Origin of the sequence: Pedobacter frigoris (assembly GCF_032678645.1) — a bacterium.
Classification (GTDB): Bacteria; Bacteroidota; Bacteroidia; order Sphingobacteriales; family Sphingobacteriaceae; genus Pedobacter; species Pedobacter frigoris_A.
In genome coordinates, this window is the sequence record NZ_JAVTSP010000002.1 from 48,110 (window position 1) to 63,310 (window position 15,201).

Annotated in this window: 11 protein-coding genes; 5 read left to right on the forward strand and 6 right to left on the reverse strand. The window is 41.1% G+C overall.

Annotation, left to right across the window (positions count from 1 at the left end):
- The first annotated feature begins 32 nt into the window (after window positions 1–32).
- Both R2Q78_RS06585 and R2Q78_RS06590 read left to right on the forward strand, forming a co-directional pair.
- Complete coding sequence (locus R2Q78_RS06585) at window positions 33–905, forward strand: LD-carboxypeptidase (RefSeq protein WP_316790080.1); 873 nt, start codon at window positions 33–35, stop codon at window positions 903–905.
- 16 nt (window positions 906–921) lie between these two features.
- Window positions 922–1,848: a hypothetical protein gene (locus R2Q78_RS06590; protein WP_316790083.1), complete on the forward strand. Its 927-nt coding sequence runs from the start codon at window positions 922–924 to the stop codon at window positions 1,846–1,848.
- Between the two features lie 63 nt (window positions 1,849–1,911).
- Here the strand turns inward: R2Q78_RS06590 and R2Q78_RS06595 are convergent, their stop codons facing one another.
- From R2Q78_RS06595 to R2Q78_RS06605, 3 genes are all read right to left on the reverse strand, one after another.
- Window positions 1,912–3,417: a SusD/RagB family nutrient-binding outer membrane lipoprotein gene (locus tag R2Q78_RS06595; protein WP_316790085.1), complete on the reverse strand. Its 1,506-nt coding sequence runs from the start codon at window positions 3,415–3,417 to the stop codon at window positions 1,912–1,914.
- Window positions 3,418–3,428: 11 nt separating this feature from the next.
- A complete protein-coding gene (locus tag R2Q78_RS06600; RefSeq protein ID WP_316790087.1) occupies window positions 3,429–6,548 on the reverse strand; it encodes a SusC/RagA family TonB-linked outer membrane protein in 3,120 nt (1,039 codons plus the stop codon).
- A 322-nt stretch (window positions 6,549–6,870) separates the two neighbouring features.
- Window positions 6,871–9,348 carry a M14 family metallopeptidase gene (locus R2Q78_RS06605; RefSeq protein WP_316790089.1) on the reverse strand — a complete coding sequence of 826 codons (2,478 nt, stop codon included), beginning with the start codon at window positions 9,346–9,348 and terminating at the stop codon, window positions 6,871–6,873.
- A 91-nt stretch (window positions 9,349–9,439) separates the two neighbouring features.
- Between R2Q78_RS06605 and R2Q78_RS06610 the strand changes: the two genes are divergently transcribed.
- Entirely contained in the window at window positions 9,440–10,741 is a 1,302-nt protein-coding gene (locus R2Q78_RS06610; protein WP_316790091.1) for a UDP-N-acetylmuramoyl-tripeptide--D-alanyl-D-alanine ligase, read from the forward strand.
- Here the strand turns inward: R2Q78_RS06610 and R2Q78_RS06615 are convergent.
- Genes R2Q78_RS06615 through R2Q78_RS06625 form a run of 3 tightly spaced genes read right to left on the reverse strand, consistent with a single transcriptional unit; the run spans window position 10,724 to window position 13,801 of the window.
- Window positions 10,724–11,200 carry a gliding motility lipoprotein GldH gene (locus R2Q78_RS06615; RefSeq protein WP_316790094.1) on the reverse strand — a complete coding sequence of 159 codons (477 nt, stop codon included), beginning with the start codon at window positions 11,198–11,200 and terminating at the stop codon, window positions 10,724–10,726. The two genes, R2Q78_RS06610 and R2Q78_RS06615, sit on opposite strands and share 18 nt — an antisense overlap.
- Complete coding sequence (ricT, locus tag R2Q78_RS06620; protein ID WP_316790096.1) at window positions 11,187–12,650, reverse strand: regulatory iron-sulfur-containing complex subunit RicT; 1,464 nt, start codon at window positions 12,648–12,650, stop codon at window positions 11,187–11,189. Before ricT ends, R2Q78_RS06615 begins: the two co-directional genes overlap by 14 nt.
- 2 nt (window positions 12,651–12,652) lie before the next feature.
- Window positions 12,653–13,801 (reverse strand): hypothetical protein, encoded by a 1,149-nt coding sequence (locus R2Q78_RS06625; protein WP_316790098.1) that lies wholly within the window; start codon window positions 13,799–13,801, stop codon window positions 12,653–12,655.
- 339 nt (window positions 13,802–14,140) lie between these two features.
- On the opposite strand from R2Q78_RS06625, the gene ruvX reads away from it, so the two are divergent.
- On the forward strand, window positions 14,141–14,560 hold the full coding sequence (ruvX, locus tag R2Q78_RS06630) for a Holliday junction resolvase RuvX (RefSeq protein WP_316790100.1): 420 nt from the start codon (window positions 14,141–14,143) through the stop codon (window positions 14,558–14,560).
- A gap of 4 nt (window positions 14,561–14,564) precedes the next feature.
- Complete coding sequence (locus tag R2Q78_RS06635; protein WP_316790102.1) at window positions 14,565–15,200, forward strand: O-methyltransferase; 636 nt, start codon at window positions 14,565–14,567, stop codon at window positions 15,198–15,200.
- Window position 15,201 lies beyond the last annotated feature (1 nt).

Genomic DNA, 15,201 nt, shown 5'->3' on the forward strand with positions numbered 1-15,201 from the left:
TTATTATTTTGTCAAAGATAAGTGTTTTACCGATGATTAAACAGCCGCCATATTTAAAAAAAGGAGATAAAATTGCAATCGTCTGCCCAGCCAGCAGACTGCCAAAGAATATAGACAAAGCAATTTCTGTCTTTAAAGAATGGGGACTTGAAGTTGTCCTGGGCAAAACAGTAACCGCAGAATATAACCAGTTTGCTGGTGACGATGCTTTAAGAACCGATGACCTTCAACAATATCTTGATGACCCTGAAATTAAAGCCATCATTGCAGGTCGTGGTGGTTATGGCATGATCAGAATTATTGACAACCTTGATTTCTCCACATTTAAAAAGAATCCCAAATGGATTGTTGGCTTTAGTGACATCACAGTGCTCTTATCTCACATTTATACCAACTTTGGCATTCAATCCATACACGCACAGATGCCTTATACATTTGACGAGGCAACACCCGAATCATTGGCATCGCTAAAAGCTGCCTTATTTGGGGAAGAAATCAAGTATGATTACCAAACCCACCCCAAAAATCGTCAGGGCAAAATGGAAGGAATTCTGGCAGGAGGCAATCTGACTTTACTGGTGATGATGGTCGGTTCCAACTCAGACATTGATTATACAGACAAAATCCTTTTCATAGAAGATGTAGGTGAACGCCCCGCATCAATAGACCGCATGATGCGCATGCTCAAGCGCTCTGGAAAACTGGCAAAACTGAAAGGCTTAATAGTCGGAGCATTCAATGAACTGCCTGATGAGAAAATTCCTTTCGGACAATCTCCTGAAGAGATCATCTGGGAAACCGTAAAAGAATATGATTATCCTGTATGCTTTAATTTCCCGGTGGGCCATATCAATGACAACAGAACGATGTTAGTTGGTAAAACCTTAAAATTTCAATTTAAATAACCCTACATAATAAATAATGAAAAAGCTCTCTTTTCTGCTGATTATAAATATACTTAGCATCAGCAGTCATGCACAGACCTTCAAAAGCTTTTTGGACAAGCTGGGTAATCGGACAGATTCTGTTCATGCCGTCTTTTACATTCTGCAAAAAATACAACCTGATTCACTATGGAATGTTCAGCAATTTGACTTAAACGATTCACTGGTAATGATTGGAACTTACAAAGACGCTGCGGCTCAGGTTCGCCATGGCCGGTTTGCTTACTTCAGCATACAAAAATACATAAATCCAGAAAAACCTCCTGTTAATACCATTCGGGAATTGGTTTATTTCGACAACAACCTTAAAACGGGGCGCTGGAGCGAATTTGGATATGATGGAAGGCTAGCTGTAGTATCGCATTATTCTAATGATAAACGAAATGGCAAGATCGAGTACTACTTTTTAGATACTCCTGCAGTAAGCATCAAAGGTCAATATATAAACGGATCAAAAGAAGGAAAATGGTATTCATATAATAAGCGGGGAGACACAATTACCATAGAATCCTATAAAAATGATGAAGTGATTGGCCGCTATTTTTCATCGTATTATACATGTTCAGAACCACCTAAGCAATTTTCCGCTCTAGTTGAAAAAAGTGTGATCAATCTCCTAATCGATGGCGTATGGAAAACTACTGTTATTTGCAAAATAAATACAGAAGGCAAGGTCACCTCAGCGGCAATTTCAAGCTCCTCTACTGAACTAGGGTATAAAAAATTGTCTCGTGATGAGGAAGAAAAATTAGAGGCAATTATGTTAAGATCACCTGATTGGAAACCTGCCTATGATAGGAAATTAAAAAAGAATATCGAAGACACGGTATTTGTTCGTCTGACCTCAATAAAAGGTGAGCTGACCTTTTCATACTATAATAGCCCTGCCTTAAATAATCTGTAATAATTTCCAACAAAAAGGCCCGGAATTTACATTCCGGGCCTTTTTGTTGTTTATAAGATAATCTTATTTATCCCACCATACTGGAACAGACATTGCACCAACAGCATTCACAGGAATATCTGAAGGAATATTAGATGCATTGTAAGATCTTTCTGATGAAGGATATGGAAGTCTCAATGGAACAAACGGCAAGTAAGGAGAGATATCTAATGTTCCTCCCGGATAAACTTCGTCGTTTATTGGCAGCACAGGATATCCTGTTCTTCTATAATCATTATACGACTCAAACTGCAGATAATTAGCGATATATTTTTGAGTCATGATGCGATTATACGCAGTAGCTGAAGGTGTAGCCAAAGTTAAAGCATTGGCAGTTAAATATGCCGCCGTCTCTGGAGTAATGGTTCCAACATTATCAACTTCGATACCATAGAACTTCATTGATGCCTTCAAACCGTCTGTATAAGCAGCAATTACCGCTGCATTTACAGTTTTGTTTGCTTTTAAGAATTCTGCTTCTGCTCTCAGGAAAGGAACTTCAGCATAAACCAAAAGGTTTAATTTAGCATTCTGAGCACTGTAGAACGATGCAATCGGCGAATAATTGGCGATGGCTGTAGGAGGAGCATCATTCGTTACACCTACATAAGTACCTGCGTTAGCTCCCGTAGCAACTTTATCTACCTGGAAAGGCAGACGAGGGTCATTGGTAGACTGAAGCAGGTTCAGATAGAAAATAGACGGTTTAGTTGTTAAACTCCATTTACCATCAATCGCATACTGATACCATGGGTTGTCAGAGTTTGCTGATGCATAGTAAGTCATTGTCGGAGCTTCAGCAGCAGTAATTGCACCTGCGTTTAATGCAGCAAGCGTCAAATCAGCCTGAGTAGTTGCACTATATCCCGGAGCATTTGATAACCTCATGTGGAATCTAGCTTTCAATGTACGGGCTAAGTGAACCCATTTGGTCATTACACCACCATAGATGAAATCATCTGTTCCTGGTTGTAATCCAGTTCCCTTAGCACCATCAACGATTGCCTGATCCAAAAGCGTCTGGATTTGTTTGTAAATATCTTCCTGACTATCATATTTTGGTTTTACAACCCCATCGAATCCTTTAAAAGCATCCGAAAAAGGTGCTGAACCAAACGCGTCTGTTACGTACGACATGTTCCAGGCCAATACGATCTTAGCGATAGCTGCATAAGAAGGATTACCATTGGTTTCTGCTTTTTTGATCAATTCTGTAGCAGTACTCATTACATCTGTGTAAGATGAATAGCGCCAGAAATTATCCACGTCATTTTCAGTCAGGTAATAATTTCCTTCGTGAGGTCCGGCAGTTGCATAAGCCGTATATTTTGTCCATAAACTCGACACGCGAACAGGATAACCTCCTGCGATCTCAAAACTAAATGTACCCAGAATTCCTGAAGTCATTAAGTTCTCCGTTACTTTAGTCGGCAAATTGGGATCCTGGTTTACATCCAGAAATTTCTTACAGCCGAACGATGTTGCAAGAAACAGGAATAAAACTGGAACTGCGATATATATTCTTTTCATGATTCTGTTCTTTAAAATTTAACATTAAGTCCAAAAGTTACACCTTTAGTACCCGGAGTTACCGCATGATAAAATCCTTGTGCGTTACCGTTTCCTAACAAACTTCCTTCCGGATCACCAAAACTGAAGTTAGATTTGATCCATAAGTTACGTCCGGTTACAGAGAAACTAACGGCCTCAAAAGGAGTTTTAGCGATAAGAGACTGAGGAAGTGCGTAGCTAAGTGTTACTTCTCTTAGTTTTGCAAAACCACCATCCTCAACTAAAGTTTCGTAAGAAGTAGTATACCAGGTCTGGAAGTAATCCTGATCCTGAAGCACTTTAGTAGTATTAGGAGCACCATCTGAAACTCTCACACCTTCCCATAATTTTGTTGTATTCCTTTGTTCAGTAACTTTTGCAGTACCATAGAATGTTGAATAGTACAAGTCAAAGTTCAGGATGTCTCCACCATGTCTGATATCAAGCAATCCTGATAATGAAAGACCTTTATAAGTAAAAGTACTTCTAAGGCCACCTGTCCAATCCGGAGTTACATTTCCAATCGGACCTAAATCATCAGCGATTGTAGGGAATCCGTCGTCATCAATTAACAATTGACCTGCATCATTTCTTGCAAATCTTGTTCCCCAGATTACACCATACCCAAAATCTTTATCTGCTCTGATTTGCGGGTTTTCAAATCCGGCTAGGAAAATGTTATCCACACCCTCAGCCAAAGATTTCAACTTATACTTGTTTTTAGCGAAATTGAAAGACACGTCCCATGCAAAATCCTGAGTTTTAATCGGTGTTGCAGATACAATCAGCTCGATACCTTTATTAGAGATTTCACCTGCATTTATCGTTCTTTGAACATAGCCGGAAGAAGACGCAATCTCTTGTTGAATAATCTGTTTACGGCTAACCTTATTGTAGAACGATCCGTCAATACTTAATCTATTTTTGAAAAATTTCAATTCCAAACCGACTTCTTGCTCTGTCACAATTTCTGGTTTGATAACATTACTTGCTAATGAATTACTGGTTAAGAAACCATTTGTTCCATTATAAGGAAATGCAATATTTCCCCTTGTACCATCGCTGGGATTAGCCAAACTGTATGTTTGTTGTGTATAGTACGGTTCAGCATCATTACCTGCAAGTGCCACACCTAACCTCAACTTACCGTAAGAGAAGTAATCACTTTTAGGAAGCAATTCTGAAAACACAAAACTTCCTGACACTGAAGGATAGAAGAAAGAATTCTCACCAACCGGCAATGTAGAAGACCAGTCATTTCTAGCCGTTGCATTAATGAATAAATAGTTTTTATAATCAAAAGATACCGATGCATATACACCTAAACTTCTTCTCTTTTCATCATTCTGCAAGGCTTCTGTTGTCTGGGCACTGGTGATGTCATAGAATCCAGGGATACTAAGATCCAATCCCCTAACAGTTCTTCTTGCAAATGTTCTTTGGTTAACGTTGAACCCGACAAATCCGGAAATGTTCATGTCTTCGTTCAGCTTTCTATCAGCATTCAACAATAAATCATTGTTGATCTGACGACGGTTGATCAAAGCATCAAACATCCTTCCTTTCGGTATACTAATCGTACCGATATTCACCTGCTCTTTCTGGTTGTCTGTATAGGTATCTAAACCAACACGATTGGTCAGTTTTAACCATGGTAGAAGGGTTAGCGTGGACTCGTTGGAAACAATAAACCTGTCAACCTTACTCGGCATAGCAATATTATCTAATAACCAGTAAGGGTTATTAAAGCCTGCAGCATTCGTCCATGACCTGTTTCCGGCTAACGCATACTGTTCTTTACTATCAAAACTGATTGGAGCAAAGTTCAATGAGTATAGATAAGAACGTTTGGTATTACCCTCTGGCATTCTGTTGTTGGCAGAATTTGTATAGTTTATAGACGTACTTGAGCTAAAATCCTTAGTCAGCTGACCGGTAAAATTAGCAGTTACGCTATTTCTTTTATATGTATTTGTTGGTACTACACCTTCCTGATTCAGATTGGAATAGGTAAGTATATATGAAGAGTTTTCAGTACCACCACTTAAAGAAACAGAGTTATTCCATACTTTACCTGTTCTGTAAAAAGATTCTCTTGGATCAAGAACTTTAGGCATACCAATCGCGTTGATTACAGCCTGACTTACACTGTCTTTGTGCGGGCCCCAGCTGGCAGAAGACTGAGGAGCTCCACCTGCAGCTTCAGAGTAACCGCCTTGTCCCGGAGGCAAACCATTTTTGTATAAGCCAAGAGATCCCTGTAAGTAAGAACTTTGATATCCCTTGGTAAATGCATCATCCAAAGCTAAGCTTGAAGAGAATGAAACTCTTGGAATTTTGCGCGTAGCATCTTTCTGGCCTCTTTTAGTAGTAATGATAATTACACCATTCGCACCTCTTGAACCATAAAGCGCTGATCCAGCAGCTCCCTTAAGGATATTCACCGTAGCAATAGTATTTGGATCAATATCTACAGCCCTGTTACCTCCTGCTCCATTAAACAACACGTCTTCCGTATTGGCGGAAATCGCTCTGTTCACAGAGTTGTCCATAGGAATACCATCAATAACGAACAATGGCTGATTTTCATTTGTTAGTGAAGTTGTTCCTCTCAAAACAATCCTAGAAGAAGATCCTGCCTGACCGCCAGAGTTATTGATCTGTGCACCCGCTACTTTACCAGCAAGGGCATTTACAATATTCACTTCTCTTGAATTCACGATGTCATCTGCTTTAACGGTCTGAGTAGAATAACCCAACGTTTTCTTCTCTCTGGAAATACCTAAAGCGGTAACAACAACCTCTGAAAGAGATTTGCTATCCGGATCCAAAGAAATATTGATCACATTAGAAGACCCTACAGTCACCGTTTGAGCAACATATCCCAAATAAGAAAAAGTCAATTGTGAACCTGATGGAACAGATAATACGAATTTTCCATCTGCACCTGTTTGGGTGCCATTTTTAGTACCCTGAACTAAAACACTTACGCCTGGAAGAGGAAGTCCGTCATCCTTGCCCGTAACTGTTCCCGTAACTGTTCGATCTTGTGCCATAGCGGTGCCCGCCATAAACAGCAAAATGAACAAACTTTGTACAAGTTTTTTCATAAAAAATAAAATTTAGGTTAGTTAATAATGATCAAATATAACGAATTTGATATGCTTGCATAAGTCTTTTTGGATTGTCGACTTTAAATGACAATTAAATGACAAAATAAAACAGTTCAATATGTAATAAAATCTTGATTTTACAGAATATTATTCCGTAAAAACCAAACGTCACCACCTTTTCATCCGAAAAGACTCGAAATCAATGATCAACACAAAATATTTAACATATTTTAACACTTCTTAGCACAAATATTAACCAAAAAAACATTTGGATTTCGATATTAATTAAGTAGCTGTCAACGTAAGGCCTTCAAAGCAGTTAATTTATTAAGAAAACAACGTTCGCAAACATTTGTTTTCCATTTTCCCAAAAAGATCTGAAAAGAATATTACTGCCAAGGTAAACTGCTGTCCCTTTGCCCACCGATTGCACCCCGAAAAGCATGCCGTTGTCCAGCTTTTTCAACACTGATTTACCAGCAATGCCAGCCATATAACTATTTGATTTCAAAACGCCTATATTCCATTCCTTCGGTAAAGGATCGTATATTTTATCATCGGTTTTAAGTGCGTAATAATATTTCCCCAAACCCGCAGCAAGGGGATGACTGACATCGAGATCTACCTTAAAAATAGCCCCGGGGATGGTGGTTGAAAGATCTTCCTGCCGGCGATCGCCATACCGGCGAAAATTATTAACCTTTAGTTCATTTTTCAATGAGTCTCTAACTTTGACGCTAAAAGGTTTTTTTTCCACAACTGAGGAGATTGCGTCTTCAAAAAGGATTATTTTGCCCCCAATGTTCACCCAACTGGCTAACTTTTCGTTGATATTATCAGCATAGCTTCCGTCAGGTAAAATCAACACATTTATTTTATTGATATCCAGGGTTGGGATGCTTTGCTCCCCAATCATCGTAACAGGATAATGCAGTTCCTGCTCAAAAAAATGCCAGATCTCTCCCACACTTTGAGAGGAAATGCCTGCTCCTGCCACAACAGCAACTTTCGGTATGGTTAAAACGGGATAAACCGCAGACCCAAAGTCTTTTCCACTTTCCACATAACCACTTGAAGCCGTATACACGGCGCATTGCAGGTTCTTTTGAATCCCCGCTATTTTTGCCGACAGGTTCTTTACTGCCTTTTCGTTCTCATTTCTATAGACCAGTAATGAGCCCGGAGAAAATATCACTCCATCCGACTTGAATTCTTCTTCCGCTGTCCTAACCCTTATCCCCGCTTTTTGCAAAGAAATGAGCACCTGAACATCTGATAAAGAGTTCCACGGAAAGATCCAGGCATAAGGTTTATCTACTGTCAAGGGCTTAAAAGTCTCTTTTACAGGGCCAGCATAACTGCCATTAACAACTTCTTTCACACCATATGCTTTTAATCCATATGCATATGGCAGTGCCCAGGCAGTGATATCATAGGTATTCGAATCATTGACTGTGGTCGATGGCTCAAACAAAACATTTGCCAGTACTGCTTTCGGCTGTTGCAGATTGACAACCAGGTCGTTCCTCTCCAGCTTAAAAGCTTCCATTTTCTTGTTTTCATAATTAAAACCCCTCAGTACTTTATCTCCTCCAAAAGAAAACTCGATCCCATTGTCCTTTAAGAGCCTGGCCAGCTTATCAATGCGGCTTATATTCTGTGCCTTCACTACATATGATTTATAAGCGCCGGGAGGATCTGCTATTGAGCGTTGAAAATATAGCCTGAATTCTTCAACCAGCTTACCCGCGTATTGAGAAATGGTTTCCAAAGTGGTGATCCCGCTTCCATAATGATGGTCAATGCGGTCCTTCAGCGTAAGCGTGTCTCCATCTATCGTCGCCACTGCGAGTCCGGCACCAATCCCTCCCTGCTCATAGGTCATGCCGATAGCCCCATTGTACAACGGATAGGTATCACCATATGAAGGGTACAGCAGATCAAATCTTTCTTTGGTAAAATATTGCCAGCCTTGTGCATCAAAATATTTAGCGTTACTCCTGCCTACAATAACCTGAAATTCACGCTGCCATTTTGTGATGTCCTCATGAATGGGTTCTGCTGCCGGGGCAAAGTAATAGGGTTCATTATAATTTTGTTCATGAAAATCTACATGAACCTCGGGCATCCATTGCTGATAAAGGCTCAACCTCTGTTTTGTCTCCACCTGGCTCTGCCATGCCCAGTCGCGGTTCAGGTCGAAATAATAATGGTTGTACCTGCCACTTGGCCAGGGCTCCTGATGTTCTCTTGCCATAGGATTAGGGTTGGGCTTATGGCCGCTGACTTCATTGAAAAAATTCACATAACGTTCTCGTCCATCCGGATTTAAACAGGGATCAATGATCACTACCGTATTCTTCAACCAATCCTGAACATTCTTTGTCTTTCTTTCAACCAGTGTAAACAGCATTTTCATCGCTGTTTCTGTACAACTGGCTTCATTACCATGTACATTATAACTAAGCCATACAATGGCCGGCTGATTTTTCAATACAGATGCCTGTCCTTTGCTCAAGCCCAGGTTATTCTTCCTGATCTCCTCCAGGTTGTCCATGTTTTCCTTCGAAGAGACCACGGCAACCAGCAACTCCCGCTGTTCATATGTCCTGCCATAACTCTGTATGCGAACACCATTATTTTTCCCCAAGTACTTAAAATAGGCCACGACATCATCATGTGCGGTAAACTTTGCCCCCAACTCATAACCCAAAAACTCATCAGGAGATTTCAATTGCGCACCCGCAACATTCAGCATCAGCATGTAAAACAGAAAAGAAAGCAAAAAGCGGCTCATAAATGGGAGTTTAAGTCTACAAAATACTAAAGATTATTTTTTGTTTCTCTTTCATAACGTAATTTTACCCTATCATTTATTCATTTTTAATATGACGGCTATCGATTCTCTGTATCAGCACTACTTAAAACACCGTATTATTTGTACAGATACGAGGAACATTACAGACAATTGTCTGTTCTTTGCCCTTAAGGGGGATAATTTCGATGCCAATACTTTTGCTGAAAAAGCACTGACCAGCGGAGCAGCCTATGCCATCATTGATAACCTGGCCTACAAAACCAGCAACCGATGTATCCTGGTGCCTGATGTATTGAGTACGCTGCAGGAGCTGGCTGCCTATCACCGCTCAAAATTGAACATCCCGGTAATCGGCCTCACAGGAAGCAACGGCAAAACCACGACAAAAGAGCTCATCAACGCGGTTCTTTCTGAAAAATATAAAGCCTTCTCAACTAAAGGAAACCTGAATAATCACATCGGAGTTCCGCTTTCATTACTTTCTCTAACTGAAGAGACTGAAATAGCAGTAATAGAAATGGGCGCCAACCACCAGAAAGAAATTGAATTCCTATGCAGTATGGCCCAGCCTACTCACGGACTCATCACCAATGTCGGTATGGCCCACCTGGATGGCTTTGGTGGATTTGAAGGGGTTAAAAAAGGAAAAGCGGAGCTGTATGCTTATCTCAAACAGCATCAAGGATATGCCTTCATTTACAGGAACAGCCCTTATTTATTGGAGATGAGCGTTGCTGCTGACCTTGACAAGGTCGTTTATTATGGAACAGCGGAAAGCGATTCGATATCAGGAAAATTAGCTAAAACCGACCCGTTTCTTGAAATTTCATGGAACAAAGACGGTTCAGAATACCAAACTACAACCAACCTAACCGGCTCCTATAATTTTGAGAATATAATGGCTGCCATAGCTATAGGGTCATTTTTTGATGTAAGCCCGGAGCAGATCAACAAAGGTCTATCAGGTTATCAACCGAAAAACAACCGCTCGCAGATCACCAAAACAGACAACAACACCGTGATATGTGACTTTTATAATGCCAATCCCAGCAGCATGTCTGCCGCACTCAAAAACATTTCATTGCTGAATGCACCAAAGAAAACAGTGATTATTGGCGATATGTTTGAGCTTGGCAATGAGTCTGCCGAACAGCATAAAATCATTGCCGACGAAGCCACGCAGTTGAATGTAGACACCCTTATCCTGATTGGAAAAGAGTTTTACACGCTAAAAGACAAGCTAAACGCAAACTTTTTTAGTACACCTGCAGAAGCGGCAGATTTTCTGAAAGCAAATGCGATCAAAGACAATCTGGTTCTTTTAAAAGGCTCCAGAGGAATGGCACTTGAACAGTTACTTCCCTTGCTCTGATACCTTTATACCGACGTCACTGATTTCTTTTAAAGGATTATCCCTCATGTTTTGCTCTATTTCCAGCTCATATTTTCCCGGGGCGGCAAACTTATAGTTGGTCAGCAAGGGAAGTGTATAGGTAAACAGATTACCCGAACCGGAGCCGTTCCACTGCCCGTCAGGTTGCGCCAGCCGGTATTCATACCGCTTGGTTTGTTTAGCAGATGCACCACCTTTTATATGAAGCAGGATAAAAATATTCGAATACCTGTAATCTGCTGTATGACGAAGTTTAAAATAAATATTCAGGGGTTTGCTGCTGTCTTTGACATCAACAATAGCCTTCACCTTATTCTCATAACTCCAGTTTCTTGCCGAAAGGCTCATGTTAGTGTCAACATAATTATTGGCATCACAACCACTGATGACAAACGTCAGGACAGCAGAAAAAAACAATAAAAAGTTATATCTCGTCATTTTTAGGCTTATCCTTTGGCTTTTTTCTTCGGTTATTCCTGTTTTTATTTTTACTTGCAGCAGGTTGTCCTGTTGGATTAGCGGCTCCCTCTGCAGCAACAGCCGGAACTCCTCCATTTTCTTTTTTAACGGCATCAGGTCTGGCCTGTTTGTTTTGCGGTCCCTGTTGTTTTGCCTGCTGAGGAGGTTTTGGCCCTTGTGGCCCCTGCTTTTGAGGCGGTCCCTGCTTTGCCGGTTGTCCGGGTTTGGCAGACTGCTGGGGCTTACCTTGTTTATCTCCTTTATTTGGATTATTCCGGTTTTCGTTACCCTTATTCCTGTTGTTATTTCTATTGTTTTTATTCCTTGGCTTATCATCCAGCCTGGTTAAACTGTCCTGGCCAACCACATTTTCATAATCAGGCGTCTTTTCTACAACGGCTACAGGAGTAAGTTCTAATGCCTCTTCCTTTAAGTTGACAGGTTTCTGACCACGTTTGTTCATGGCCATGATCTCTTTTACACGGTCAACTTTCAACGGGATCCAGTCCTCTGTATTCGGATAAGCAAACCACATCACTTTTTTAAAGATGTCTGTCTTTTGATGACGTGCCACCCCTATTTCTGTCTGCAGACTTTCTATACGGTCAGGAATATCTTTCAGGGCATCCAGGTAAGTGTCCAACTCATAATTTAAGCAGCACTTCAGTTTGCCGCACTGACCCGCTAGTTTCAGCGTATTCAGCGAAAGATTCTGATACCTTGCAGCAGCCGTAGAAACCGTTTTAAAATTGGTAAGCCATGTAGAGCAGCACAATTCACGACCGCATGAGCCAATCCCGCCTAACCTACCTGCTTCCTGACGCATCCCGATCTGGCGCATTTCAATCCTGATGCGGAAAGTTTCTGCCATCTTTTTGATCAGTTCACGAAAATCAACCCTGCCTTCTGCAGTATAAAAAAACGTTGCCTTTGTTTTATCACCCTGATAATCCACATCGCTGATTTTCATAGACAAACGCAGGTCCAGTGCCAATGTACGGGCCTTATGCATGGTTTCCCATTCTAAGCCTTTAGCAATTTTCCACTTTTCTACATCAGCTTCAGTAGCTTTACGGTATACCTTTCTGGTCACCTGATCTGCCGTAGTTTTACGGCGTTTCATTTGTATCCTAACCAGTTCCCCTGTTAGAGAAACATGGCCGATGTCGTATCCTCCGGTAGGCCCCTCTACGGCGATCAATTCACCTATTTCCAGATAAATATTGTCGCTGTTCAGGAAAAATTCCTTTCTTGCTCCTTTGAATTTAACTTCAATTACCTGAAAAGGTGTATAATTAGATGGTGTATCTAAATTAGATAACCAATCGTAAACTTCCATTTTTCCGCAGCCACCAGTAAGGCATGAGCCATTACTTTTGCATCCTGCGGGGGCGCAACCGCCTCCTGTAGAACAACTTCCACATCCCATAATTAATTGTATATATATTGAGTCCCCGAAGGGAGCGTTTTAAACTTAATTATTTTTACTAGCTGTAAAGATACATCTAAAAACAGAATTTTAGGGTTCGCATTTCTTTCGATGTGATAATGAGCCTTTTCCAATTCTGAAATGATGGCATCAGCCATGTTTAAATCCAGTACATGCTTCGATAATTTCTTTGCCGTATCCAAAGCCGCACCCGGCAATTTCACCAGTTCTTCAGCTCCGCTGAGCAGCAAACTGCATTCACGAAGGAAGCTGATTCCATATTTCAGGAAGTTCTTCTGGTTTTCTCTTCCCCATCCGGAGATTTGCTCTACAAAGACCGTCAGGTCCAGTACCCTGTTGCCATAGCCCATCCTTAACCATTCTGCAAACTTATCTGCATTTTCATTTTGCGTGTTTGCGGTCAGCTGTTTTGCTTCTATCAGGTTGCCATCGGCCAAAAAGCTATATTCTGTAGCCTGATTTTCCGACAGGCCAAACTCATCCATCAGGTAACTTTCCACCGTTGCATGTGAAAGCTTGGGGATTTTAACAATCTGGGTCCGCGACAATAAAGTAGATAGTATCTGCTCCTGGTTGTTGGCTACAAGGATAAAAAGTGTATTTGCAGGCGGTTCTTCTATGATTTTCAATAAAGAATTGCCTTCCTTATCCAGGTATTCCGGCAACCACATGATCAGTACTTTGGTCTCTCCTTCGAAGGCTTTATAACTTAATTTTTTGATGATATCATGACATTCGGCGATGTTGATGTTTGCCTGTTTATTCTCTGCGCTCAACTTAGAACGCCAGATATCCATGTCAAAATACGGATCTTCAAGCAACATACTTCTCCATTCTTCCAGCACGTCGACCGCAGTCTTTACATCCTTGGAAGCAAAAAATGGATAAGAAAAATGCAGGTCGGGATGGATGTATCTTTCGTATTTACGGCAGGAAGAACATTCACCGCAGCTGTCATCATTCTGTTTATCAAGACAGTTGATGTATTGAGCATAAGCGATTGCAAGAGGGAGCGCACCGCTGCCATCGCACGACAAAAACAACTGGGCATGACTGATCCTGTTCTCCGCAACGGTTTGTACCAGCTGCTGCTTTATACTATCTTGTCCGATGATATTCTTAAACTGCATTTGGTGCAAAATAGTAAAATTTTAAGACTTGTCGGTCGCCCTTATTATTCTGCCGCCTGTTGACATCACATTGCGTGTATACTCCATTCTAATCTAAAGCTACTATTGTGCAAATTCTGTGCGGATGCTAAACGGGTTTGGAGCGGGTTTTAGCCGTACCAAACCCGCTCCAAACCCGTAGCAAATCCGCTTGAAACCCGTAGCTAACTACAACGGATCACAAGAGGGCCTGCTTCTGCCATCAGTCTCTAGTCCCGTATCAGTCCAATACTAGACTACTTCCGAAACCTTTCTTATCTTTGCGCCTTATCATCGGCTTTCTTTAGCCTTTACCAATTTATGAGCAGGATTTTAGCTTTTGATTACGGCACCAAGAGAATCGGAATTGCCGTTACAGACCCAATGCAGATCATCGCGACGGGATTGGACACCATTCATCCGAAGGACATCATGGAGTTTTTAAAAAAGTACCTCGCAAATGAAGAGGTGGAAGCTTTTGTTTTTGGTGATCCGAAACAAATGGACGGCTCGCCCTCTGATTCTGCCCAGCATGTAAAAGGTTTTGCCAGAACATTAAAAAAAAAATATCCGCATATTCCCCAGCACTGGATTGATGAGCGCTTTACCTCGAAACTCGCACATCAGACCATCATGCAAAGCGGGTTAAAAAAACAGGACCGCCAGAACAAGGAAAGAGTAGATACCATATCGGCAACCATAATACTGCAATATTTTATGGAGGAGCACCGTTTAACTTAAAATTATGAGCCTTATCAACGACGATTTACAACAATTACTGCTGAGTTATTGCGAACCGGAAAGTGAGTTATTGCAAAATATAGACAGGGAAACTAATCTTAAGGTACTGATGCCGAGAATGCTTTCCGGACATTATCAGGGCCGTGTGCTGAGCATGCTCAGTAAAATGATCAGTCCGCAGAGGATTCTTGAAATAGGAACTTTTACCGGATATGCGACCATTTGCCTGGCCGAAGGTCTAGCAGAAAATGGATTGCTGTATACCCTTGATATCAACGAGGAGCTGGAAGAAATGGTACGGAGCAATTTTGCGCAATCTGACTATAATGAGCAGATCCGGTACATCTTAGGCGATGCCAATCAAACGCTCAATTCCCTGGACGAAACTTTTGACCTGGTGTTTATAGATGCCGACAAGAAAAACAACGGCACTTATTACGATATGGTTTTTGATCGCGTGAGAAAAGGCGGACTCATCATTGTGGATAATGTGCTATGGAGTGGAAAAGTACTCAACAACAATCCCGACAAAGACACCCGGAATATCACTACATTTAATGATAAAATAGCGGCAGATGATCGTGTGGAAAAATTGATCCTGCCGGTTAGAGATGGTTTATTTATCATCAGAAAAAAATAAA